The 24,899-nt window shown below is 68.5% G+C and carries 23 protein-coding genes; 19 read left to right on the forward strand and 4 right to left on the reverse strand.

The window, feature by feature from the left end:
• Positions 1-53 precede the first annotated feature (53 nt).
• The 5 genes from OG251_RS35975 (at position 54) to OG251_RS35995 (ending at position 5,910) form a co-directional block, all read left to right on the forward strand.
• Positions 54-1,058 carry a C40 family peptidase gene (locus OG251_RS35975; protein ID WP_326681034.1) on the forward strand — a complete coding sequence of 335 codons (1,005 nt, stop codon included), beginning with the start codon at positions 54-56 and terminating at the stop codon, positions 1,056-1,058.
• Positions 1,058-1,327, forward strand: a complete 270-nt coding sequence (locus tag OG251_RS35980; RefSeq protein ID WP_326681035.1) for a hypothetical protein — start codon at positions 1,058-1,060, stop codon at positions 1,325-1,327. The genes OG251_RS35975 and OG251_RS35980 overlap by 1 nt, the downstream gene beginning before the upstream one ends.
• Before the next feature lie 5 nt (positions 1,328-1,332).
• On the forward strand, positions 1,333-2,523 hold the full coding sequence (locus OG251_RS35985) for a hypothetical protein (protein ID WP_326681036.1): 1,191 nt from the start codon (positions 1,333-1,335) through the stop codon (positions 2,521-2,523).
• An 85-nt stretch (positions 2,524-2,608) separates the two neighbouring features.
• Positions 2,609-3,682 (forward strand): hypothetical protein, encoded by a 1,074-nt coding sequence (locus tag OG251_RS35990; RefSeq protein WP_326681037.1) that lies wholly within the window; start codon positions 2,609-2,611, stop codon positions 3,680-3,682.
• The gene (locus tag OG251_RS35995; RefSeq protein WP_326681038.1) at positions 3,682-5,910 is read left to right on the forward strand and encodes a hypothetical protein; all 2,229 of its coding nucleotides are present in this window, start codon (positions 3,682-3,684) and stop codon (positions 5,908-5,910) included. Before OG251_RS35990 ends, OG251_RS35995 begins: the two co-directional genes overlap by 1 nt.
• 214 nt (positions 5,911-6,124) lie before the next feature.
• Here the strand turns inward: OG251_RS35995 and OG251_RS36000 are convergent, their stop codons facing one another.
• Positions 6,125-6,292: a hypothetical protein gene (locus OG251_RS36000; RefSeq protein ID WP_326681039.1), complete on the reverse strand. Its 168-nt coding sequence runs from the start codon at positions 6,290-6,292 to the stop codon at positions 6,125-6,127.
• Between the two features lie 553 nt (positions 6,293-6,845).
• Here OG251_RS36000 and OG251_RS36005 point away from each other — a divergent pair.
• The 12 genes from OG251_RS36005 (at position 6,846) to OG251_RS36060 (ending at position 17,774) form a co-directional block, all read left to right on the forward strand.
• Positions 6,846-8,021: a tyrosine-type recombinase/integrase gene (locus tag OG251_RS36005; RefSeq protein WP_326678622.1), complete on the forward strand. Its 1,176-nt coding sequence runs from the start codon at positions 6,846-6,848 to the stop codon at positions 8,019-8,021.
• Between the two features lie 2 nt (positions 8,022-8,023).
• The gene (locus OG251_RS36010; protein ID WP_326678623.1) at positions 8,024-8,362 is read left to right on the forward strand and encodes a helix-turn-helix domain-containing protein; all 339 of its coding nucleotides are present in this window, start codon (positions 8,024-8,026) and stop codon (positions 8,360-8,362) included.
• Positions 8,363-8,410: 48 nt separating this feature from the next.
• Positions 8,411-10,363, forward strand: a complete 1,953-nt coding sequence (locus tag OG251_RS36015; RefSeq protein ID WP_326678624.1) for a hypothetical protein — start codon at positions 8,411-8,413, stop codon at positions 10,361-10,363.
• Between the two features lie 444 nt (positions 10,364-10,807).
• The gene (locus OG251_RS36020; protein ID WP_326681040.1) at positions 10,808-11,281 is read left to right on the forward strand and encodes an RRQRL motif-containing zinc-binding protein; all 474 of its coding nucleotides are present in this window, start codon (positions 10,808-10,810) and stop codon (positions 11,279-11,281) included.
• An 18-nt stretch (positions 11,282-11,299) separates the two neighbouring features.
• Positions 11,300-11,551 carry a hypothetical protein gene (locus OG251_RS36025; protein ID WP_326681041.1) on the forward strand — a complete coding sequence of 84 codons (252 nt, stop codon included), beginning with the start codon at positions 11,300-11,302 and terminating at the stop codon, positions 11,549-11,551.
• A 135-nt stretch (positions 11,552-11,686) separates the two neighbouring features.
• Complete coding sequence (locus OG251_RS36030; protein WP_326681042.1) at positions 11,687-12,181, forward strand: AAA family ATPase; 495 nt, start codon at positions 11,687-11,689, stop codon at positions 12,179-12,181.
• Positions 12,178-12,495: a hypothetical protein gene (locus OG251_RS36035; RefSeq protein ID WP_326681043.1), complete on the forward strand. Its 318-nt coding sequence runs from the start codon at positions 12,178-12,180 to the stop codon at positions 12,493-12,495. Before OG251_RS36030 ends, OG251_RS36035 begins: the two co-directional genes overlap by 4 nt.
• A 54-nt stretch (positions 12,496-12,549) precedes the next feature.
• Positions 12,550-13,152 (forward strand): hypothetical protein, encoded by a 603-nt coding sequence (locus OG251_RS36040; RefSeq protein WP_326681044.1) that lies wholly within the window; start codon positions 12,550-12,552, stop codon positions 13,150-13,152.
• A 183-nt stretch (positions 13,153-13,335) separates the two neighbouring features.
• On the forward strand, positions 13,336-14,118 hold the full coding sequence (locus OG251_RS36045; RefSeq protein WP_326681045.1) for a RapZ C-terminal domain-containing protein: 783 nt from the start codon (positions 13,336-13,338) through the stop codon (positions 14,116-14,118).
• Positions 14,115-14,819: a hypothetical protein gene (locus OG251_RS36050; protein ID WP_326681046.1), complete on the forward strand. Its 705-nt coding sequence runs from the start codon at positions 14,115-14,117 to the stop codon at positions 14,817-14,819. Before OG251_RS36045 ends, OG251_RS36050 begins: the two co-directional genes overlap by 4 nt.
• Positions 14,820-15,894: 1,075 nt before the next feature.
• Positions 15,895-16,629, forward strand: coding sequence for a ParA family protein (locus OG251_RS36055; RefSeq protein WP_326681047.1), 735 nt, complete (start codon positions 15,895-15,897; stop codon positions 16,627-16,629).
• Positions 16,629-17,774 carry a ParB/RepB/Spo0J family partition protein gene (locus tag OG251_RS36060; RefSeq protein ID WP_326681048.1) on the forward strand — a complete coding sequence of 382 codons (1,146 nt, stop codon included), beginning with the start codon at positions 16,629-16,631 and terminating at the stop codon, positions 17,772-17,774. Before OG251_RS36055 ends, OG251_RS36060 begins: the two co-directional genes overlap by 1 nt.
• Positions 17,775-18,392: 618 nt before the next feature.
• On the opposite strand, the gene OG251_RS36065 is transcribed toward OG251_RS36060, so the two are convergent.
• Positions 18,393-18,734, reverse strand: coding sequence for a hypothetical protein (locus OG251_RS36065; protein ID WP_326681049.1), 342 nt, complete (start codon positions 18,732-18,734; stop codon positions 18,393-18,395).
• A 307-nt stretch (positions 18,735-19,041) separates the two neighbouring features.
• Here OG251_RS36065 and mobF point away from each other — a divergent pair, with 307 nt between their 5' ends.
• Positions 19,042-21,003, forward strand: coding sequence for a MobF family relaxase (gene mobF, locus OG251_RS36070; RefSeq protein ID WP_326681050.1), 1,962 nt, complete (start codon positions 19,042-19,044; stop codon positions 21,001-21,003).
• 305 nt (positions 21,004-21,308) lie between these two features.
• Positions 21,309-22,334, forward strand: a complete 1,026-nt coding sequence (locus OG251_RS36075; RefSeq protein WP_326681051.1) for a hypothetical protein — start codon at positions 21,309-21,311, stop codon at positions 22,332-22,334.
• Positions 22,335-22,715: 381 nt separating this feature from the next.
• On the opposite strand, the gene OG251_RS36080 is transcribed toward OG251_RS36075, so the two are convergent.
• The gene (locus tag OG251_RS36080; protein ID WP_326681052.1) at positions 22,716-23,159 is read right to left on the reverse strand and encodes a hypothetical protein; all 444 of its coding nucleotides are present in this window, start codon (positions 23,157-23,159) and stop codon (positions 22,716-22,718) included.
• 1,327 nt (positions 23,160-24,486) lie between these two features.
• A complete protein-coding gene (locus tag OG251_RS36085) occupies positions 24,487-24,744 on the reverse strand; it encodes a hypothetical protein (RefSeq protein WP_326681053.1) in 258 nt (85 codons plus the stop codon).
• Positions 24,745-24,899 lie beyond the last annotated feature (155 nt).

A 24,899-nucleotide genomic window follows, 5' to 3' on the forward strand; every position in this document is an offset into this window, starting at 1 on the left:
GTGGCGGACCTGACCTGCACAAACGTCCAGAACGCCAGGAAGGAGGAAATCACGTGCTGCGAGCCACCACGGCCGTCTCGCTCGGGATAGGAGCCACGGCGGCTGTCGTCGTCGCCAGCCTCGTGCAGGCGGCCGGCGCCGGACCCGTGGGAGAGGCCCTGGGAATCGGTGTCCCGGTGCCCGCCGAGTACCGGCAGCTCATCGAGGACGCGGGACACGAGTGCCCCGAAGTCAGCCCCAATCTACTCGCCGCGGTCCTCACCCAGGAATCCGGCTTCAACCCCAAAGCGCAATCGGGGAAAGGGGCCCAGGGGATCGCACAATTCGTCCCTGCCACGTGGGAGGCCCACGGGATCGACGGCAACGGGGACGGCAAGCGGGACGTATGGGATCCCGAGGACGCCATCCCGTCCTCGGCGAAATACCTGTGCACCGTCGCCGGGGAAGTCGACGGCGTCCCCGGCGACAAACAGGAAAACATGCTCGCCGCCTACAACGCCGGATCCAGCAACGTCCGCAAATACGGCGGCGTCCCTCCCGGATTCGAGGAAACACAGAACTACGTCAAAAACATCACCACCCTCGCCAACCGGAAAACGGGTGGCGCAACAACAAATGCCAACCAGGGTGCTACCGCCGTCAACACAGCGGCAGAAAAAATCGGCACACCCTATTCATGGGGCGGCGGGAACGCCAACGGCGCCAGCACCGGAATCTGCTGCTCCCCCAACGGGAGCTCCGGAAAGAGCATCGTCGGATTCGACTGCTCCGGCCTGACCCTCTACGCCTACGCGAAAGCAGGTATCAGCCTGCCGCGCACGGCAGCCCAGCAGTACGCGGCATCGGAACCCGTGGAACCCGGAAAAGCGCGCCCCGGGGATTTGGTCTTCTACGGATCCAGCGCGGCCAGCATTCACCACGTCGGTATCTACGTCGGCGGCGGCTGGATCATCAACGCCCCGCGTCCCGGCGCAAAGGTCCGCTACGACCGCCTCGACATGATGTCCGACCTGTATTCCCTTGCACGCCCCACCCCGAACACCACCAAGGAGACCTGATGTCCAAGTCGCTTTTCACCCTCGCCGAGGCCACCGACATGTCCGGCGGCTTCACCGACTTCTTCGCCACGATCGGCATGACCGGCAGCGGACTCGTCACCAAGGGGATCCCCGCCGTCATCGCCGTCGTCGCGCTGCTGATGCTGCTCAAGCTCCCCAACGACCCCAAGGGCGCGCTGCGCAAGGGCAGCATGGCGCTCGGCACCCTGTTTGTCGCCCTGGTCCTGGCGCTCTACGGCAGCACCCTCTTCGCCACCGTCGGGGTCTGACGGCGATGCCGGACAGCAACCCGTGCGCCGACATCAAGGGCCTGGCGCGGGAGTACTGCGAGACCGACGACGGCAAGACCCCGTTCTCCAGAGAGGGGAGCGGCGGTGAAGGCGTCGTCGACTCGGCATCCGAGACGGTCAAGGACCTCGCCAAAAGACTCGCCGACACCATCAGCGGACTCGTCGCACCGAGCAGAACATCAGCACCCGCGGAGAAGACACATGAGATGTATGTGCAGTTCCACGGGTTCGGTCAGCATCTGGCTGTAGCGATCTTCGTGTGCGTGGTGGTGGTGTGCGCCCTGACCGCATGGCAGGGCACACCCCGCCTCAAGCAGCTCGGCGCCACCACCGGGTGGACCCTCGTGGCCGTCGCCGGTATGGCGGCGGTCCCGGGAGCCGTCCTGCTCCTCAACGCGGCCGCGAGCAAGGCGTTCACAGCCGCTTTCAACAGCAACGAGTCCACGCTGTTCGGCGCCATCAACGAGTCCTTGGAGAAGGGGGGCGACGCCGGGAACCCTCTGGGGCAGCTGCTGATCATTTCGGCGCTCGTCGTCTGCCTGGGCTTCGCGGCGCTGGTGTACACGGTGCGCACGCCCGGCATTCTCGTGTTCGTGTGCATCGCGCCCCTGGTGCTGGCCTCGCTGGCACGCGGGGGCGACACCACAGCGGTCAGGGCCTGGGCTGCTCGGCTGCTGGGGCTGATCTTCGCCCCGCTCGCCCTGCTGCTGATCAGCCCGCTCATCCCGCTCGCCGGCGGATCCCTCGTGCTCCACACCGTTCTCCTGCTGGCGGCCGACGCCCTCATGCTCCGCATGATCTTCCACGGGATCCCCTATTTCGGGCCCAGGGTCGCGAGGGCGGCACGGTCCATGGTGGAGCGCCGTACGCCCAACGCCGTGGCGATGGGTGTTGTGCGGGCGGGTGTCCCGCAGTTCTACGAGCAGGAGTCCGCACCCCGCGGTCCCCGCACACTCCCCACGCCCGGCCGCGCCGCGCGGCAGGACGGTGGAGTGCTGCTCGCCGCGTACGGCATCAACAAGCAGTCGTCCCGGCCGGGACGACTGACGACCGCGTCGGCGGTCGCGTCGGCGCGGCGGGAGGAGACCGACCGCGCCGACCGCACGGCCCAGATCAGCCAGGCACGGCGCCAGGCACGAGCCGCCGCCCAGCGGCAGAACCCGCCCACACCGTAGAACCACCAGCAGGCCGCGGCGCCCGCCCCTTGACCACCACGGTCAGGGGGCGGGCGCCGCGGCCCTTTCATCTCAGGAGGACCTGTTGTATTCCCTGACGCCCGGCTACCGGATCCCCGCCCTGCAGCGCGGACTCAGCCCCGTCGAGACCCTGCTGACGCGTGCGAACGCGGGCGTCGGGGGCGCCGTGCTGATGTCGGCGCTGATCTCCCCGCCGCCCTTCTGGGCGCTCGGTACGGTCGGCGCGGCCGCGGCCGCACTCAACGTCACTCCCGGTCCCCGCTCGGTCGCCCGCTGGGCCGCGGTCGGATACCGGCGTGTGCGCGAGCGCACCGCACCCGACGCCATGACCGCCCAGGCCGGGGCGACCGCGACATGGACGCTCTACCCGGACCACGGCACCATGCAGGACCCCCACCGCCGAGCCGGTTTCCACGACGCGATCTCACGCGCGCTGGCCTTCGCCGGCGGGCAGGCCCGGACCGCCGGAGTGCAGGTCCACATCACCCACCACGCGACCGTCGGCGACACCACCGACCACACACAGACCATCTCCGTCCACGTCCCCAAAGCGCTGACCGGCCAGCCGGCCCGCATCCTCGACACCCTCGCGGCAGAGTTCGCCGCCCTGGGCGCCCTGGACGCATTGGACCCCGAGCCGGTTCCCACGGTGGCCGGGCGCGGCCCGGGGTGGGTGGAGCTGGAGGACGGGCGGCACGCGGCGACCGCCCGGATCACCGGATGGCCCGAGGAGACCGGCGGCGACCTCATGCCGCGGCTGCTCCTGGGCCAGGAGCAGGACCGGTCGCTCGCCGTGCTGTACCGGCCGCTGCCACCCGACCAGTCCCGCCGCTCCGCGAAATGGCAGAAAGCGGCCAGCGAGGTATTCACGACCGACCAGGTCAAGGCCGACGCGCACGGCCTGGCCAGTGGCACCACGCACGGCGCGCTTGTCCAGGGCGCGGCCCTCGTCGATGTCGACGCCTACCTCACGGTCTGGGGCGACAGCCCCGACGAGGTGACGGATGCCCGCTGGCAGACATCGCTGGTCGCCGACCGGCACCGCATCCACCTCGACTGGCTCACCGGCCAGCAGCACCGCGCCCACGTCATGACCACCCCGCACGGCGCCTCCACACGGAAAGGAGCGATCCTCTGATGATCCGTCTGCCCTCCAACCACGCCGCGGTCACCGCCCCGCTCGTCGCTTCCAGCACCCGCTTCCCCGGTATCCCGATCGGCCGGTCCCTCCTCGACGGGCGGCCCTTCCACCTCTCCCCCGTTCTCGTGGACGACAGTGTCCTGCCGTCCACGAACAGCCTTGCGCTGGGCGGCCTGGGCTCGGGCAAGTCCACGACGGCGAAGACGTGCATCCACCGCGAGATCCTCCACCGCGACCACCAGGCCGTCGTCGTCGACTCCTTCGGAGAGGGCGCCGACGGTGAGTGGGCAGCGCTGGCACGGTCCCTCGGAGGCCGGGTCATCAAGGCGGGCGACTTCACCCTCAACCCCCTCAGCCCCCTCTTCCCGCCCCAGGTCCGCGAGCAGCTGGTCCGCTCGCTGATCCTCGCGGTCGAGCCCGGAGCCCTCACCCCGCAGGCCACCCACGCACTCCAGCACGCCCTCAACCACCCGAAGTCGGCCTCGCTGAACGGGCTCGTGGACGCGCTGGCCTGCCCGGAGGACGGCCGGTGGCCGGCGGCCACACTCGCGGACTGGGGCGTGGGCGCAGCGATCGCCCTGTCCCGCTACACCGAAGGGTCCCTCCGCGGGCTGTTCGACGGGGAGGGCGCGAGCCTTCCGCCGACGGATCTGCCGATCCTGAGCTTCGATTTCTCCGGCCTGGACCGAAACTCCCCGGCGATCCCGTCGCTGATGGCGGCAGTGTCGTGCTGGGCGGAGCAGGTGTGGCTGCCTCAGTCGACCGCCGTGCACCGGCACCTGGTCATTGAGGAGGCGTGGCAGATCCTGCTGTCCCCCGCCACCGGCGAACTCATCCAGCGCCTGCTGAAGAACTCCCGTAGGGCGGGACTGTCCCTGAAAGCGATCATGCACACCCTGTCCGACCTCGGTACCGGGAAGGCGCAGGACCTGGCAAAACTGTGCGAGATCGCGCACGTCGGGCGCCTGGGCCCCGAGGAAGCCGCGCTCACCGGTGCACTGCTGGGCCTGCCGCAGTGGGCCATCGACATGATCCCCACCCTCGGACCCGGACAGGCCGTCTGGCGGGTCGGACCCGACTACGTCGACATCATCCAGACCACCCTCACCGACGACGAAGCCGCACTGACCGACACATCCTCACGCCGCCGCACCGCACAACAGGCTCAGGCCCCCGCAGTTGAGCAGGCCCCCGCGGACGACGCGGAGCCCGACATCACCACGGGAGCCGAGGCCGAGGCCGACATCGAGGAGACCTCGCCGGTACCGGCTGAGCCCGACACCGGCACCGGCAGCGATGACGAGGACCAGGTCGACGGCGGTGGCGAATGGGCGTGGGACATGCCACCCAATGTCGTCGACATAAGGCACCACGACGCTCTCCAGGCTGCGAGGGAAGGGCGGTGCGCGGAGGCCGCAGACCTTGCCGCGCTCGGCGAACGCGCGGACATCGCCGCCCACGGCATCAACAGCACCGAAGCCGTCGCCTGGATCTCGACCCGGGCCCTCGTGGCTGAACTGTGCGGGAACCCCGATCAGGCAGTGCGGCTGCGCGCTACCGTCGCCCGCATGGGCAACCATCATCCCGAGACGACGGTGAACTACGAGCCTCAGCAGCAGGCCAAGCTGAGCCCTGACCAGGATCCTGAGGGCCCCGAGGACCCGACCGCCGCATCGCTCCGGCGGCTCTGGCCCGCCGCTGCTGCCATCGTCGGATTGTCCCTGGCCATTGCCTTCGTCTGGGCCACCCCCGGAGGCGAAGAGAAGCAGCGCCAGGAACGCCAGCAGCACCAACAGAGCCAAGAGCGCCAGGAGCGCCAGGAGCGAGAAGAGAAGGCCGCCCGGTACCAGGGAAAGGTGCCAGTGGCGCTGGTCATCGACGGAATCCACGTCAACCTCGTTGGCAGGTGGGACGCGGCCAAGAAGCGCACTGTTCTCAGCCTGCGGGCGCGATGGGACCAGCACGCGCAGTTTCTTCGCATGGACGTCGGGGACGAAACCGTCAGCAGTGTTCGCTCTAAAGACACCGAACCCATGCGCTCACCCGAACTGGTGCTGCCGGTCGATGACCCCCGCGCCGATATCACAGTCCGGGTAGCGGTCGGAGGGAAGCACTACAAGCAGAACTCTCGGTCACCCTCCCGCGAGATCCGCCTCTCCCCGGCCACCGGCACCGCGTTCGACGCCAGGACTGGCAAGAAGTTTCCCGAGGTGACCGTGTTCTGATCCAGCCTGTGGGGCCAGCGTATTTGTGAGCCCTCACAGCTAATCCGGCCGCTTTGCCTGGCCCTCGCCCCCGTCACAGGAATGGGCGAGGACCGGACAAGCCGACCGGCCCGACCTCACACCCGTGCCCCGCCGGCCACCCGGTCGCGGGGCACGGGTGTTGCTGTTCGCCTGACGAGAGCTCGCACCAGTGGCGAGGCCCCGCTCCCGGCTCTCACTTCGTGGTGTCACCGGCGCTGTCGGCCGATCTGCGTTGCTCGCGGCGTTTCTTCGCTACCCAGTCGTGCATCGCCTCGATGAGCACGGCCGACGACGAGCGGCCCTCCGCCTTCGCGATCGCTTCGAGTTCCTGCCGCAGTGCAGGCGGCGGGCGGAAAGCCATGACCGGCGTCTGTCCGGTAGCCGGACGTCCCATTGTCTTCTCCGTTTCTGTTTAACAGGAACCAGTCTCCACCTGTGCAGCGGCCTTGACAAGTAAGGCCGCTGCACTGTTTTCTGTATAACAGAAACCAGGATTGAACAGCCTCTTCGAGTTTCTGTATCCATCCGCAGCGCCCACTGCCGTCCCGCACCCGGAGGACCACCATGCCCAAGTCCCGCATCACCGGCACCGCTTCCGCCGCCGCCAGGGCGACCGAGAAGACGACGTCCCGCGTCCGCATCAACGGCCGCAGCGAGTAACCCTCAACCGTCACCGAGGTATGGAGGAACAGCGATGGCCCGCCCCCGGAACAGGCGCCGCCGCGAAGTGAGACGGGTACCGCGCACCACCGCGACCCTGCCAACTGGAGTCCACGCGGGTTCCTTCGCGACGCGGCTGCCGAGAAGAGGGCAAGTGGTGAGGTAGGAGCCCTCCTATCAGCCTTGATCTGTGCGTGTGAGGTGTTCGCAGTAACTGGCAGATTCTGCGAGCGCGGCCGGTAACTTGCGATGCCATGCAGGATTCGGGAAGTCGCCGCCGTCTGACACTGCTGACTGGGCAGGTGGGGGACGGCGACGCACAGGGTTCAGGCGAGGCCGAGGACCGTGGTCTGGCCGATGTTCAGATACTCCAGCGGCGGGCTGCCGCACAGAGTGATGTCGATGAGCAGGGCTTCTATCTGGAAACCGTGTCGGAGTACCTGTGGGCCCGCGACGTCGCTGGTCTTGCGCCCAGCACCTTGGAGAACCTGGTCAGGCCGGTGCTGGAGCTGTGTTCCTTCTACGACTTGGTGCCCTGGCGGCTCACCCCGCGGCATGTGGACCGGTTCTACACCGGGCCGGGACGCCGGGCCCGTTCGACAGTGCGGAGCAAGCTGACCAAGCTTGACAGCTACTTCGCGTTCCTGGAACAGCGTTACGCAGGGGAGATCGCACGCCGCTTCGGCGCCAGGGTGGAGTCACCGGTCGACTCGTTCAACAGGCCGGTGCACCGCGGGGACTTCGGGCTGCGGATTCCTCCTTCGCAGCGGGCCCTGGCCGAGTGCTTCTCGAAGTGGCGGGCGTCGCTTCCGTCAGCACGCAAGTATCCGGTGGCCGTACGCGACTACGTGATGGCGAAGATCGCCTACATTTCCGGTGTCCGGGCGAGCGAGCTCTGCGCGGTCCGTCTCGGGGACATCCACTGGGAGCTTGGCCAGTGGGGCCGGTTCGTGGTTCAGGGCAAAGGGGCCGGCGGGTCGGGCAAGCGCGAACGGCAGGCATACCTCTTCGCTGAGGGACGCGAACTGCTGTGGTGGTACATCGAGGACGTCCGCGGTTTGTTCAGCGACGACGCCCTGGACCCGGCTGCACCGCTCTTCCCTTCGGAGCGGCGGCCGCAGGCGGTGGTGGACCTGAACATTGCAGTGGGTATGCCGGTGCGTCCTGATGCGTTCCGCAAAGCGCTCAAGACTGCTGGCGGTCTCTATCTTCCAGGCCCGGTGACCTGCTTGTTCCCGCATCTGCTGCGGCACGCGAGGGCGACGCACCTCTACGAGAGCGGCATGGCGCTCTGGGACGTGCAGAAGGTCCTCGGCCATATCTGGGCCAGTACGACGGTCGGCTACCTTTCGACCGTCCAGGCTGATCCCGAACTGGCGAGTCTGCAGTCCGCGCGCCGGGCGGTCCGACGTTTGAGTATGGAGGCTTGAGGGTGAAATGGAACCTGCGGATGGTCGCTGCCCAACGGGACATCTGGCGCCCGACCCAATTGCAGACCGTCCTGGCCGAGGTGGGCTTCACCCCGTCGCTGAGTAAGGTCGCGGCGTTGTGGAGCGGAAAGCCCGTGACGGTGCGGCTTGAGGACCTGGACAAGATCTGTGCGGCTCTGGACTGCACCGTCGCGGACCTGATGCAGGCCGAGCCCGAGCCGCACCTCGCCTCCCGGGAGCAGGAGGAACGCAGGGTGGCCGGCACCCGGCCAGACCGGGGTTCTGCGGTCCGGCCGATTCCGGGAACGGGGCGTGGTCCGCGCGGCCTTCCGCCCAACTGAGGACAGGGTTCGATGCACTGGCGTCAGCGGGTTCTCCGGTTCCCCGAGTTGCCCATCCCGGACGGCCACTGGCGGCCCTTGGCTCTAGAGCCACAGGCGCCGCTGGTCTGTGACGACCAACGGATCTGCCCGGCACAGGTGCGCGGCCAGATATCCTGGCCGGCGCCGCCGCGGGCACTGAGGGTTGAGCACGCCCAGCGGATCAGGGACCGGGACTTTCCGGAACTACCAGCCCTGGGCGCCGTCATCGCGCAAATGGCGGCGGAGCGGAACCTGAGCGACGCCTGGGAAAGGCTCGCCCTCCACATGGCCCGTCTCGCACTCGCCGTCCGGGAGGCCGACCAGGTCCTGGTGAGCGAACAGGACATTGCCCAACTGCCGCAGTTACGCGGGCCCGTGGTGGAGATCTTCCGTCGCGCGGGTCTGCTTCGGCGCCGTCCGAACCAGTGGCATCTCGCACTTCACCCCCAACCCTCGGCGGTCAGCTGCGGGCACTGCCTGTCCTGGTCAGGAACCGCCGCGAAACTGTGCTCCGCCTGCAAGAACTGGCGACGCTCCAGCCAGAGGGGCCCTTGCCGACGCTGCCACCGGACGCTTCCGCTCTCCCTGGGACGCTGCCGTCGATGCCGCGTCGTCGAACTGGAGCAGACGCTGGCCGACGCCCCGGTCCCTGACCAGCTGTGGTTCGGCGGCGACATCGACCTCTACGTCAACAAGACCGGCCGCGAACTCAACAACGCGCGAGACCGGCAGGCTCAACAGCACCGGGCAGAGCTTCGCTACTGGCCCCGGCACCTGATCGACGCCAACCAGCTCGAAATCTTTCCGGCACCGGAGAGGAACTGGAAGGCCATCGCGAACCCGGGCCTGCTGAGGCTCAGCGAACCGGCGCAGGAGGTCGTCAGCGAGCTCGACCGGCTCGCCCGCGACCAGGCATGGTCGAGCGCCACCCGCAAGAAGAGCCTTCGCACTCTGCGGGTTCTCCTGGCCTGGCTCGGCGCCGCAACCGCGATCCCCGAGCGTGATGTCGTGGGCGTCGGTGATCTCTCACCGCACTACAACACTGTCCGGGTCGCCGGATTCCTGCAGACCAAGGGCATGCTGGCGTTCGACTCGGACGCCGTCGGCACTCACGAGGCTTCGGTTCGCCGATGGGTGGACCAGGCACCGGCCCAGTTCCAGGCTGATCTCCACACCTGGATAGCCGTGCTCCGGGGCCACGGCAAACGTCCCTCCCCGCCCATGCGCTGGGGCACGATCCGCGGATACGTCCTTCACGTCGTGTCCGTCCTCAGCACCTGGGAGCATCTCGCCTCGCTGGGCGAAGTGACCGAGCAGGAAGTGAAGACAGCGGCCGTCAACTATTCGGTCTTCACCTCACTACGCTCCTTGTTCCGGGCCCTGCGACGCGAGCGCCGAGTCTTCCGCGACCCAGCCAGAAACGTACATCTCACTACCCCGGTCAGAGTCCCCAGGCCGATCCCGGCGGACCGCCTCAAAGGTCTGCTCAACCTGGCAGGCGGCGCGAAAGACCGGCTCGCGCTGGTTTTGATGGCTGTCTACGCGGTCCGCCCCAAGCAAGTCGCCGAGATCCTCCTCGACGACCTCGACCGGTCCACGGGACGCTTGCGAATCCGCAGGCCAAACCGACTCGATCACGTGATCTGCCTTGACGAGTTCGCTCTGCGACTCGTCAAGGAATGGCTGGCTGAACGTCACCACCGGTGGCCCCTGAGCACCAATCCCTACCTGATCGTCAGCCCTCTCACCGCACTGCACATCGATCGTCCGGCCGTCGGCATCGCCAATTTCTCATCGCTCCGCGACCGCATCGGCATCAACTTCACTCAGCTCCGACAGGACCGGTTTCTCGACGAAGCCCGAGAAACCGCCGACCCGGTCCGGCTGATGCGCCTGTTCGGGATCACCTCGCACACAGCGATCCACTACGTCCGCACGGCTTACCCCGAGCGCTTCACCATCGACCCCACCCAGGCGTGAAGGGGCACTTCCTGCCCTGCTCAGCCGCTGTTCAAGGCAGTGAGCACGTGATCCAACTCATTCGGCATCACAGCAACAAGAAGAGCGCCTTCGGGAGAGCTGCACTCGACGATTCTGGACCTACCGTTGATCTTCATCGACTCACGCCATGACGGTGACCGCAAGCTGACCTGCCGCAGCCCCTCCGGGAGGGACACTGCCGCACCGGCTTTGGTCCGTGGCTCCCAGCCCATTCCAGAGGGGCCTACCAACAGTCGCCCCCGCAGCCACCGCCCTTCAAGCGAAGGATGGCGGAGCAGGCAGGGAATCTTGATCACATTTCCCTGAGCGGCACTCTCTGCCCGCTGCTTCACTCTGCGGCGGAGCAACCACGCCGTCAGTCCTGCCGCTGCCAGGACAACCACCAGTTCGATCACTAGAGCATTCAAGCAGCGCAGAACCTGAGTGCCCAGCCCTTCCAACGCCCGCCATTCCAGCGGGTTCACTTCCAGTCGACCTTCAGAATCTGCGAACCCGCTGGTTTCGGAACACGACCGGTCCGCCTGCCCGGAGGAACTGGTCACGCGCAGGCAGCTGCGCGAGCGGGACTTGAGCCCCGGCGGGCACGGACCCGTCGCGGTCCTGCGCTGCGGGTACTGCTCCTACCGGCCCGACCGGTCGTGCATCCACCCCACCCGGGCCTGGCTCTACAGCCTGGACCACGCCCGACCGAAGCGGACTCCGACGCTCGCCCAGGAATGGGCCCTGGACCGGGCCATGGCCGCACGTCAGACCTGCCCCGTCCTCACCTGCCGCCGGCGCTACAGCTACTGCCTTCCCCTGAAAAAGCTCGGGTCCTGCCTGGAGTGCCACGACGGCACCCCCGCCGACCCGAACAGCTACATCGCTCCCCCGGCCCAGCACCCGCCGGCCGCCTGACCCGAGAGGACACCAGTCATGAGCACCACTCTCCGCTCCACCTCCGCCTTCACCGAGCCCGCCCGGCCCCAGGGCCTCCTGATCCGGTTCCTCACCATCGGCGGCAGCTACGTGGACGTCACCGGCCTCGGTGAGCACTCCTCCGACAACCGCTGGGCCTGCCGCGGCTGCGGGGACTCCTCCAGCAGGCCGGAGCAGGACTACCTGTTCCGTATCCGTCGGAACGCCAACGGCCACGCCAGCACCTGCCGGGCCATCCCCCTGGACTGACCGCCCGCCCACGGATACCGGCGCACCAGCCGCTGAGCACCTGATCTGACGCCCTGCCCGGTCCTCGGCCACCCCCGCCGGTGACCGAGGACCGGACAGGCCGCCGGGCCTCCCCCACCGACTTGAGAGGACCCCATGTCCGACCTGACCCTGCACCCCGGCACTCTCTGCACCCTGATCGGGCCCCCGGGCTGCGGCAAATCCACCTTCGCCGCCCGGTATCCGGCCAGCTGGCGTATCTGCCTGGACCTCTACCGCGAGCTCGCCACCGACTCGCAGGCCGACCAGTCCGCCACACCGGTCGCCGCCCAGATCCAGAACCTGCTCCTGGACGCCCGCCTCGCGAGGGCCCGAACCGTCGTGGTCGACTCCACGAACGTGTTCGGGCACGTGCGGGCCGGACTGCTGGCCCGCGCCCGCTACTGGCAACGCCCCACTCTTGCCGTGCTCTTCGACACCCCGCTGCCCACGGTCGAGGCGCAGAACGCGAGCCGCGACCGGGTCGTGCCCCCGCACATCGTGCGCGAGTACCACCAGCTGCTGCCCACCGCCGACCAGCTGCACGACGAAGGCTTCGGCACGGTGTACCTGGCATCCGAGCTCAACGCCCCCACCGGCGGCCGCCGATGACCACACCCGGCACCCGCGACAACCCCCTCCGGACGACACCGGACACCCTGCCGTCGCGCTGCCTCTGGTACACGGACCCCGACGGGACACTCTGCCTCGCCCCCGGATGCATGGCCCGCGCCCAGGACCCCGACGCGGAATGCCTGTGCGACTCCCTCACCGCCCGCCACCGCCGCACCCTCGAAGAGCTCCGTGCCCTGCAGGCGCGTCAGCGGTATGCCGAGCGCTGGCGGCACGCGCTGCAGACGGCGGTCGACGCGCACCCCGACCGGCAGTCCATCCGAGCCGACGCCCAGCGCCGTACCGGCCGCTGACCCACCCAGCCGTTCATACCTCCACTCCCCCACTGCTGATTCAGGAGAACCCCCATGACGCCGCTCACCGTTGTCGAGCGTCTCGCCCTGCTGGGCACGCTCGTCGCCCTCTTCGAAGGCCTGCATCCGTCGCTGGACCAGTGGGCCCAGAGTTCCAAGGACTCCAGCTGCAAGGGCCTGTACGGCGACCACCCGGTCTACCGGGACGGGACACCCGTCGGGCAGGAAACCGACGACCGCACCGGAATGCCGACCCTGACCGCAAGCCAGCTGGGACGCCGCAGCGTGGCCCGCCACGTCGCCTCCTATTCGGCCGGGCAGCTCGCAGGCACAGTGGCAGCGACCCGTGTCCTCGGCTACCGCATTCCGGGCCGGGCACTGCTGGCAGGCGCGGCGATCAACGCGGTCACCCACGCGGTGATCGACCGTCGCAAACCGCTGCTCTGGCTCGCGGGCAAAGCCGGTAAGCGCGGGTACGTCGACCACTGCACCGCTGTCCGTATGGACACCGAGGGCGCTCTCACCGCTGAGCTGAGCGGTCCCGGGTCAGCGCTGATGGAGCTCGACCAGTCGCTCCACAGGTCTATCGGCGTGCTCGCCGCAGTCGTGACCACCTACCTCGCCACCCGCACCAGCGGCAGCGGAACCGCGAACTAGCCCACTGAGACGCGCTGCAGTGCAGCGCGCCCAGAGCACCACCGCCGCCCGCGCCAGGATGGACCACCGGCTTCTTCCTGGTCACCACCACCACTGAATACCGACGCCACCATGCTCCGCCCCGCCCTTCCCGGACGGGGCGGCGCACGGCGTTTCCACCTCCCCTCGATCCAGGAGGCCCACATGACTCCCGACCTGTTCATCGACTCCTTCGGCGCCCGCTGGCAGGACACCCCGCCGCCCCGCTACCGCGCCGCAGTCCTCGGCATCAACCTCACGAACGAACTGCTCAACCCGCCGGACGACCCGGCCCTCGCCGACATCGTCGCCCGCCAGACCGGACGGGACGCGGGCGTACGCGACTACGTCCTCAACACCCCAGGCGCCGCCCGCATCATCACCGACGCCGTCCACGAACTCACCGCACTCCGCACCGCCGCGAACGGCCGCCCCGTCCAGCTCCTGGTGAACTGCTGGTACGGACGCCACCGCGCACCCGCCATCGCCGACGCCATCGCCCACCAGATGCAGGAGACCGGCACCACCGTCCACGTCACCCACCACCACATCAACCGGCCACCGGTCCCCCGCAAACACCCCCGCCCCGACTGCCCGTTCTGCCAGATCATCCACGACGGAGCTCCCGCAGAGATCGTCCGCGAATGGCACGACACGATCTCGATCGTGCCCCGCAGCGGCGGCTGCACCACCGGCCACCTCCTGCTCATCCCCCGCGGCCACGTCGCCGACTTCACCGTCGACCCGGTCGTCTCCGCCACCACCCAACACCGCGCCGCCGAACTCGCAGCGGAACTCGGAGGCCAGTGGAACTACCTCACCTCCGGCGGCCCGGACGCCACCCAGACCGTGCAGCACCTCCACGGACATCTACTCCCCCGCACCGCCGACGACGGCCTCACCCTCCCCTGGACCCACCCCAACCACGACCAGGAGCCCACCCGATGAAGCTGCGACTCTCCCGCCGCCGCTGCGGCAACACCCCCGACCCTGCCCTCGCCTCCGAGGACCAGGCCGTCGTCGACGCATTCCGCTCCATGCTCGCCGCCCTGCGCACCCCGCAGCCCTGGGCACCCGGATGCGCCCAGGACATCGCCGTGCGCGTCGGCCCGTTCGTCGAGCGCGCCCGCCCCCGCCCCGGCGACGACCACGGCCCCGACCTCATCGCCATCGCCCTGCAACACCCCGACACCCCACACGCCACGGCCTGCCTCCACGGCCACCAACTCGGCTACACCAACAAGGGCTGGCTCCGCTGCGAGACAGCCACGATCCTCGGAGTCTGGAACCCCGCCTACACGCCGCTCACCCACGCCGCGGCCGGCCTCGACCTCCCCGACAGCGTCGGCATGAAACCCGCGCACTACGGAGTCCACGTCGAAGCCCGCCGCGGCGACGGCACCGGCCACACCTTGCTCCGCCTCGGCCCCTACACACAGACCTGGCTCGCCGACCGGGACGCCGACCGCCTCAACACCGAACTGGAGGGCAGGGCAGCCACCGCCATCCCCGGATTCACCATCACCGCGCACGGCGCGCCGTTCGACTTCCATGGCCACGAGCGCTACGCCGATCCGTACGAGGCGGACGTCGTCGCGCTCCTGGCCGCCGCTGTCGAGGACGGTGAACGTGGGACGCGAACTGGCTGACATGTACGACTGACAGGAAAGGCCCGTGCCCACCTGGACGTTGGTGGGCACGGGCCGTTTGTGTTTTCGGGCGCCCCTGCAGGCCAGGGAAGGTCTCGACGGCATCTCCCCGGTAACCCGCTGACCACCCCTGTGCGGTCGTCCTCATCGCCCCTTCGTGGGGTCACAACGTCGGCTCCCACGCCATCCTCGGCACCGCGACCTGGGCCTGCGCCAGCGGGCTGCGGACGCAGCTACGGGGGATGTGCTCACTCGCAGCCGAGATGTGTGGCGCATTCGGAGCTGAAGTCCTTGTGCTCGCGATCCAGTGGTCGCCAGCACATCAATCCGGCAAAAGGCTTGAGTTCCCAGAAAAGCGACGCACAGAATGGCGCCTCAGGCGGCTGATCTCGATGCAGCTGGTGGGAGACGCTATCGAGCTTCACAGTGGGCCACCAGAGAGGCGCACAGCGGTTTTTGGCGCCATGGAAGTGGCGTTGATGCACCATACGAGCCGCTGAAGCCCCGCTGCGACTGATTCCTTGCCGTCGTCCAGGAGCCGGAGTGTGGCGCGGGACGGGGCGAGCTCGCGGTCAGGAACGTGCGCCACGGTGATGCCGCGCCAACGACAAGAGCGGCGCGGAGACGACGATCTGCGTGTTCATGCCGCCACCGCCTTCGACCGGAAGGGCCTGCCCGTCCCACCCGAGACGCACAAGGCTCCCTATCTGTGCAGGGACGGCTCAGATCAACTCCACGCTGTGCTGCGAAGAACCCGAGCGCGTGGCAGTTGGCCGCGCGGGATGCCGCACACGGATCAGTACTCACCCCCCCCAGTCCCTCCCTCTACATCAGGAGTGGACAGAGGCTGCTGACCTCAACCCGGCGGCTGGGCATCGGCCCGTTCAAAACCCGGTTTTGAACAATGCCCCAGTTCATACATCGACAGCGCGGTTGACCGCTCGGTTCAAAACCAGGTTTTGAACCGACACGCCGACGCACCACGGTGCGAGTCCCTGCATGGCATCCTGTCCAGGTCCGCTAGTACCGACCCAAACCGGGCCGGGAAGCATACGGAGCATCAGGAGTACCACCCATGGCACGGATCACCGCGCTTATCAACCGCAAGGGCGGAGTCGGGAAATCGACTCTCACTGTCAACACGGCAGCCGTCACTGCCCACGTTCTGGGCGAGTCTCCGGAAGGTGACCCGCACTACGTTGCCGCAGTATCTGCCGACCCCCAGGGCTCCACCACCTGGTGGTCACAGCGGGTCGGCCAGGACCTTCCCTTCTCTTTCGAGCAGATCAAATCCAGGGAAGACCTGGAGCTGTTCTCCCACCTCAAGAAGTCCCGGAAGGTCAAGCACGCGTTCGTCGACACTCCCGGATGGATGGACCTGCCCGAGGATGAGAAGGAAGAAGCCGGCGACCCCTTCGGCATGAGCGCCGCAGCCGATGCGATGCGTGCCTTGCTGGCCAACACCGACGATGTCGTCGTCCCTCTTGAGACCGAACCGCTGGGCTTCATGCCGACACGCGACACCATCGAAGAAGTGGTCAAGCCTCTCGGACTCCCCTACATCGTCGTCATCAACAATTGGGACCCCCGCGACGGCGACGCCGACCTCGTCCAAACCAAGGACTTCGTCCGCTCCCAGGGCTGGAACCTGGCGAACACTGTCGTCCGGCACTACAAGGTCCACACCCGAGCAGCGCTTGAAGGCACCGTCGTCACCCAGTACAAGAAGAACCGGGTCGCGATGGAGGCCCGCGAGGACTTCTACCAGCTCGCCCTAGAGCTCGGTGCTGGGAAGAAGGAACGCCGCTGATGGCCGCGAAGAAGCCCTGGACCGATTTGCTCGACGGACCCGGAAAGACCGGGAAGAAAGGTGCGGTCGCAGCCGAAGAGCCGGCCCAGCCCGTCAGCCCGCCTACGACCGTGTACATGCACACAGTCGTAGGGAGCCCGGACAACCCGCGCACCGAACTCGACTACAGCGACGACGACGCTGATTTTCGCGAGCTGAAGAGCTCCATGAAATCCGTTGGCCAACTGCAGCCAGCAGTCGCGATGTCGAGCGAGGCGTTTCAGCGAGCCAAACCGGAGCATGCCGACGCAGTGAAGGACGCCGACTGGGTCATCGTCCTCGGTAACCGACGTCTTCACGCCGCCCGCCAGCTCGGCTGGACCAAACTTGAGATCCGGGTCCGAGACCGCCTTGGCGATGAAGGCGACGACAAGGTCGACGAAGCCGTCATCATCGAGAACATCCACCGCAAGAACATTCCGCCCTACAAGGAAGCGGAGTTCCTACAGCGGATGGTGGATCGACACGGGTCTCAGGAGAAGGTCGCCGAACGCATCGGCAAGTCACAGATGTACGTCTCCAACCGCCTGGCGCTGCTCAACCTGGCCCCGGAGCTCAGAGACGTGGTCGACACCAAGCAGATCAAGGTGAAGACAGCCGAGCAGATCGCCAAGATCAAGGATCCAGAACAGCAGAAGGCCAAGGTCGCAGAGGAACTGCATAGAGCCTCTCAGCCGAAGGAACGAAAGCCTCGGGGGCCGAAGTCAGGCGCGGCCACTGCCTTGGTTCAAAACCCGGTTTTGAACCAAGGGGCACCCGAGCCAGTCGAGACCCTGACCGCACCTACGTCCTCCAGCCAGAACCAAGGACCGCTGACACGCAGCCCTGTGCCCGAGCCACGTCCCGGAACCGATGAGCCTCAACCTGCAGCTGGAGAGACGTCGTCCCTTGCGGTGCCGTGGGACAACGGAGCCAGCCTCATGGACCTAGCCTTCGCCCGACTGGACGACCGGCAGCGAAGCTTCTTCATTCAGCGCTACTTCCAGCGAAGCCAAGGCGTGGAACAAGTAGCAGCAGACATGAAGGGGCAGCTTCGACCTGAGGACTGCTCTACCTTGGCTGCGATCCTGCAACGGGTCTCCAACCTCATGACCATGGACACGTAGGCTCACGAACACACGCTCCGCTCCTCAATACTCAAGGGGGGCGGAGCCTTGTCGTTGCGCCCTGTTGGGGCTCGTACCCGACCAGGTAGCGGAGATCAGCGCGGACACCGCCATCGACCGCGGAACCTGGCGCCACCCGCTCCGCTTCGTCCGGCTGCGCCTGGACGTCACCGCAGTCGCTGTGCCGCCCTTCGGGGAAGGCGCGGCGCCAGCTGCTGGATGAATGCATCCAGGGCAGCCGTCCGTCGCCCAGGGCCGGGATGGCAGAGGTGCGGTCACTCGCATCCGATATTCGAACATTAGTACTATCTAGCGGTGGCCCAGTACGACTTCCCCCAGGACCTTCGCGACGCTCAGCCCGCTCTTCTCCAGACTCGTGCGGAGTGTGAGGAGTACGCCCGCACCTTGCCGTGGTCGGCCGAGCCGATGCCCGGGTGGGAGGTGGAGAAACAGCTCCACAGCAGCCACCGTCCCGCCAAGCAGGACAGCCCCGGCTACACCGAGGAACAGGCGGAGCGGCTCGCCGACACTCCTGGCGCGCACTACCTCGCGCGGCCGCGAGTTGGACACACGTTGCTCTTTACCGGCTCGGACCGGTCACGGTGGTCATCGGGACGATCAGCGAACCAGTCGGCGACCCGTGCTCGCGAGGTGGCCGTCGGCCAGGGGCCGGTCCAGGATGCTGTGGGTCCCGATCCGGTGCCACACGATGTGGGGGAGTCCGGCGGCCTTCTCCCCGCCGTACGTCCACGTCGCGCGCCCGTCCGGCGCCCAGGTCAGCTCGTAGACACCAGGGGCGCGGCGCACGCCTTTGATCCGTAGGCCGGGGCGGAACTGGCGGCCGGTGCGCAGGTCCGGCACGAAGGCGTCCAGCACTACGCGGCGGAAGCGGTGGCGCTGGGCGGGGGTGAGGTGGTGGAGGTCGGTGGTGAAGCGGGGGCAGGTCTCGAAGGTGGGCACGGTGGACTCCTTCGGGGCAGCACGACGAAGCCCCCGGCGGTTGCCAGGGGCTGTGTAGGCGGGGCTCGTTGTTGGGGTGTTCGTTCCGTGGTGCCGGATGGCGCCGAGTGGTGCTCAGTGGTGCTTGTTGGTGTTGCTCGGGCCCGTGGTGTGAGGGCTGCCGGAGAGCGATGACATTCGCGTCCGGCCCGGGGCCGCTTCCCGCCTGACGGGAACCGGTGAAGAAAGTCCGGCCGCGCTCCCGCCTGGCGGGACGTACGACTGATCGGCCTTTTCTTGCAGGTCAGAGCCGTGTGACGTGGTCTCCATGACAGTGGATATCAGTGTTGTTCGGGACGGTCAGATGCACCGCTACTACCTGCGCGAGACCGTCGTCGGCGACGGCCACCGCCCGGCCCGCACGCCGCTGCGCGCCGCCCAGGAGCAGGCCGGGGTCCCGGCCGGGCGATGGATGGGCCGCGGCCTGGCCGCGCTCGGACTCGCACCGGGTGAGGAAGTCACCGAGAGCCAGTTGCGGAACCTCTTCGGCGAGCGGGGCCGCCACCCGTACGCGGACCGCATCGAGGCCGACCTGCTCGCCGAGGGCGCCTCCCCGAAGAAGGCGTTCAAGGCCGGCGCCCTCGGACGCCAGGTGACGGTCACGGGGGTCGACTTCGTGTTCCGGCCGCAGCCGACGATCTACCTCCTGTGGGCGCTGGGGGACGAGGAGACCAGCAGGGTGATCGAGGCCGCACACGAGCGCGCGATCGTACGGGTGCTGGAGTGGATCGAGGACGAGGTCGCGGTGATCCGGTACGGCAAGGACGGCATCTACCGGGTCCGGCCGCCCGGCGGTCTGGTCGCCGCCCGCTTCCGCCACTACGAGGCACGCTCCGGGATGCCCTTGCTCCATGACCATCTGATCCTGTCCGTGAAGGGGCAGCGCCTGGACGGGAAGTGGGGCTCGATCCACACCACGGCCCTGCACGAGAGCACGGTCGCGGCCTCCGCGCTCTACAACGAGCTCGTGGCCGCGGAGGTCTGCCAGACGCTGGGGCTGGCGACCGAGCCGCGCACCGTCACCCCGGGGCGCCGGCCGGTCATGGAGATTGCCGGGGTGCCGCACGAGCTGATCCGCTGGACCTCCCGGCGCAGCGACCAGATCGCCGCCTGCCTGGCAGAGCTGGAGCACGAGTACGTCACCGCCGTCGACGACGACGGCGAGCCCAAGTTCCTGCCCGTGGTCTCCGAGCGGGCCCGCGCCAAGCTGAACCAGATCGCCGCCCGCAAGACCCGCCCGCCCAAGCAGAAGACCCGGCCGCTCGCGCAGCTGCGCGCATGGTGGAAGACGAGCGCGATCCTCACCTCCGGGGTCGCCGCCGACACCATCAACTCCCTCCTCAAGCACGCCCGCGCCGCGGCTGCCGCGATCCGGGCCCGGGTCATGGCCGTGGTCGACGTCGCCCTGGCGGCCGTCGATGTCGCCGCGACCGTGTTCGTGATGAACAAGGGCGGGCGGTTCCACCGCAGGCACCTGCTCGCCGAAGCCCGACGCCACCTCGCCCTCGTCCAGCGCGGCCGCCGCCGCGACCCCGGCTTGGACGACCGGATCGTGGCCGCCGCCATCTCCACCTACTGCCTGGACATCAGCGAACCGAAGACCGTACGCGGCCTGGAGGCCGGCTACCGCCTCTACACCGCCCGCTGGGCCCTGTCCGACCTCACCGGCCGACGCCGCCCACCCACCCCCGTCCCCGACCCGGACGGGCAACCCCCGGCCGATCCCGGCGAGCCGGCCGCACCCCAGCCCTCGGGCCAGGACGCGGGGGAGTGGGAGATACCCCGCATCCCGCTCCAGTACGACCGCGCCGTCCTCGCCGGCGCGGTGGTGCGGGAGAAGCTGCGCACCGCCGTCGTGCGGGGCCGGGGGTACGACGTCGTCGCGCATCAGCAGGCGGCGATGCCCGAGCTGCTGCTCGGGCATCGGGACGCCGCTCCCGGGGACGACGATCAGGAGCCGGAGGCCGGGGGTCAGGAGGCGGTCGACTTCACGGAGCTGCGGGCCCTGAAGGCGTCCCGCACGGACGTGGAGGCCCTGGACTTCACCGCCGAGCAACTGCGCCGCGCGACGGAGGTCTTCACGAAGGCCGGCGACGAAGCCGCCGCCAGGACGAGGAAGTCCACCGGCCCCCAGGACGCTCGCGCACCGCGCCCGGTGCGCGAGGACGACCAGCGGGCGCACCGCCCCCAGCAGCCGGACCCGCATCGTGGGCCGGAAGCCGGCCGCTGAATGCCAGGTGCGAGGGCATGCCCCATCGGACGCTCTTCGATGGCGGAAGTCAGTCTCTTCAGTCACTCGGACGACTGAATGATCAGCTGTGGTGGCCCGTCAGTTGTACTGGCGGGCCGTCCTGGCGGCACACTCCTGAGTGGCCCCCTTTGGTGGGCCTGCATCCGCAGGGCGCTCTCCGGTCCAGACGCCCCCTGTCTTGCCGCGGATGCGAAGGAGCCAGGCCCCGACCCCGCACCTCACGTAACCCGTTCGCACCTACCTGTGCGGGCCGGGGCCGGACGGTCCGCAGCTGGGAACCGCTCATGAGTCACGGCGAAATCCTCACCCAGAAGGCCCGCTACCGTGCCCGATGCACTGGCCTCGGGCACCAGACCAGTCTTCAGCACCTTCAAGCCGTCCAGGGGCAAGACCCGGTCCCGGCCGCCGCCAGCCGGGACCAGGCATGCCTGGAAGCCGCCGTGTTCGAGCGGCTGGGTGGCACGGCCGATTACTGCGCCCATCCCGCCGGCGTCGCCCAGGTCCGCCCCGGCGCCGACCACCTGGTCGTGGAGCTCGATCCCAAACTCGGCCCCAAGCTCTCCCTGCCGGAGCACTCTCTACTGTCGCTCCTGCCCACCCAGTACACCGGGCCTGACGAAGACGAAGGAGACCCGGGAGGCATCGCCGGAGTCAGGCTCCTCGGGATCGACACGGCCGGCGCCCACCTCGGCCTGGTCGGCACCGATGCCCGCGTCACCCTCACCGGACCGGCCCCCACACAGTGGCGGGCCATCATCACCGCACGCCGCGCCGCTTGCCGGGACGGCAACCTCGTCCCCCTGTGGGACGCGCCCGCCCTGACCCCGTTCGAGTCCGACTCCCTGGCCGCAGACCACACCTGGCACGAGGAACGAGCAGATCTCGCGTGGGTCGCCAGCGGCTTGCTGCGCCGCATCGCCCTCTTCCACACCGTGGCCAAGCCGTACTGCGTCAGGTACTGGCAGCACGGATTGGGCTGGAAGTTCGAGCTGCGCTACGAGCACGACGTCCCGATGGACCATGAGGCGCTCCTTGCGTACCTGACCCACCCGGTATGGGGAATGCCGCTGAAGGCCAACCGTGAGCACTGCGTGTGCAAGCCGTGCGACTGCGACCGCGGACAAGAGCGCAACTGCTGGTACACCCTCGATGCGGGGGGAGGCCGTCACGACGAGATCGGGATCCACTTCCGGCGTGGCCGCCTGGATCGCGACACAGGGAAGGAGTACGGGCGACTGGTGGGAGCAGGCGCCACCCCCGACTGGCTCGCGCAGGTCCTCCCCTCCCACTACCAGCGTTCAGCTGCATAGAACGCACCCCGGCCAGCGGTCTGCACCGCGGGCCGGAAGTCGGCCGCTGAGTGCGCCCGGCGTGGTCCACTCGATGCTCACCGACGATGCCGTGCACCCACCGGGTGAATGCGCGGCATCGCCTCGGAGTGCACAGCATCGTGGTGACGATGCCCTGCATCCACCCCCGCGAGCCCGCCGCGTTTTCCCTTGACACGGGCCCGTGTCAAGGGAAAACGCGTGGCACCGGGCGCGCCTGGAACACCGCATCGAGTGGGCTCCACCCGGTGGCCTTCAACGGGTGGAGTGGATGACATCGGCGGGGGCGAGTCCTCGCCTTCACCCGGGCCCGTTCCACCGAGTCCACCCGATGCGCATCACGGCACCAGCGCATCGGCGTGGCTACGGGTGCGCGGTCATGGACTGCACGGTGCGGGCCCACTCCAGGTGTTCGCCGCGCATGGTCTCCAGGGTGGCGCGGGTGTCTCCGTGGTCGTCGGGGTCAGGGATGACGTTCTCGACGAAGCGGATGATGCTGCGGGCGATGCCCAGCGTGGCCGTGGTGGGGGAGTCGCGCGTCCAGTCCCGCAGGGCGGACAGCAGGATGCACCCGACCTCGTCCAGGGCGAAGGAGTCCGCGTGCGGCTCCCCGTCGCCCAGGACCCCCGTGGCGGGGAAGACGATGTTCTCGGCGAGCCGCAGCAACAGGAAGGCCAGCTCCGCAGTGGCCGGCGTGCGGCTGGAGGCATAGTTCCCGCCGCCGCCCTGCAGAGCGAGGAGGTAGTCGAAGGCGCGGTCGACTTCCTCCTCGGTGAGCGGGGTACGGGACGGGATCAGGTACGGCATGAGGTCTCCTCAACTTTCGGTCGCCGCGAGGATCACGACGACTCCCCAGCAGGATTCAGCCGCGGCCCTGTGGACAGAGAGCGCAGATTTCTCCCTGCCCACGGGATCGGGTGAATCGGTGTTACTTTGATCGATAGTTGGCGGGTTTGATTTCTAGTTGGCGAGACCGACGCGGTTGATCACTTGAACTGCGGTTTCGCTGCCGGAGCCGCCCGATCTGGGTCCCTGACTCGCCAACTACGCGTCAAAGACCTCGCCAACTACGGATCAAAGCGGGCCACTGAGCTGCGGCTGGTGGAGGGCGACTCGCCAACTACCGATCAAAGTCACAATCGGGTGGAAAGGGTCGAACCGGGCCTCCTTGTCCACCTGCCGAACCCGGCGGCGAGCCGGACCGCCGACCCCTTGTCCAGGTCCGCCGCCCGGCCCCGCGCGCCGCATTCCTCCTTGACCAGCAGTACGTCATCGACATCCAACAAGCCTGGCCGGGCACGACACATCAGGAACCGGAGCAGGACCAGGAGCAGACTTTGCCCGAGCAGAAGGCCGGCGGAACCTGGCTCTCTCGCTTCCGCAGGTGACTCCTGGGCGAGCCTCCCGTCGGCGAAGCGGGCAAGCCGTCTGGACGGGAGGCTTGCCCGGAGCGGTGGCAAACAGAAGCGGCAACGGAGGTTGCCCTACAACTTGCTCTACAACTTGCCTTTCAAGTTGCCCTACAAGTTGCCCTACAAGTTGCCCCCAGAATTTCCGGGCACGCGAGAACCCGCACGTCAGAGCACTAGTCAAGGGGTGGCAATCGCGCTGACTACTTCTACTAGAGACCCTGGGAACGGGATATCTGCAGAAGCACGATCTGACAGGGGCCCATCGACCCGAGCGAGAGCAGGCGGTCCCGAGCGGGCGAGGCCGAAAAGCCAGCCTGGCCCCCGGTGCCGCAGGCCGCGGGCACGCGGGCGGTTGTCCTCGCGGTCACCCGCCGCTGACCCCGGGCAAGCCGCGCGGGCTGCCGGACAAGCCCCGCCCATGCTTGTCCGCCCGGTTGGGTATGCCCCGCTCCGCTGGCTCCCTGATGGCTGCTCAGCGCCCTTCCGGGGCCGCCTGGGGCGCCCGGAGGGGTTGCACCGGAGGTTGTCTCCACAGGGGGTTGCACGGTTGTTCCGGAGGTTGCACCGGAGGTACTGCCGGAGGTGTGAACCCCCGTTTCGGCTGTCCGCCCGTTTGTGCAGGTCAGACCGTGCGGGCAAGCCGGTTCCGCAGACCGACACATCTTTCTCCGCGATAGCCGGAGGAGATGTCGGGTCAGGATTCGGGCCGTGGCCGGCAGGAGCTAGTCGCTCGTTTCCATGGCCGTCAGGATGTCCGTGGCCGTGGCTGTGGCCGGTGCGGTGCGGGCGAGGAGATCCGTCATGTGCACGGCGGCCGTCATCAGCCGCTCCGCCTGGCCGGGGTCGTCGGCCGCCTCGCGTCCGGCGGAGTGGGAGAGCAGGCGCACCGCGTGCGCGAGCGCGTCCCGCAGCTCCTCGACGTGCTGGAGCAGGGCAGCGGTGGACTGGTCGCCGCGGACGGTGTGGTCGGTGTCGGTCATGGGTCGGGTCCTCTCGTGCGGCCGGCCGGGGTGGCCGTGTACGTCTTCGGGTGCCGCTGTGCGTCTCCGGGATGACGTACGACGGCGAGCACCAGGAGCACGGCGCCGTTCATGGGTTCCGGCGGCAGGAGACCCCGGGCTGGGGCGTCCGGGGT

Source organism: Streptomyces sp. NBC_01237, from assembly GCF_035917275.1.
Lineage (GTDB): Bacteria > Actinomycetota > Actinomycetes > Streptomycetales > Streptomycetaceae > Streptomyces.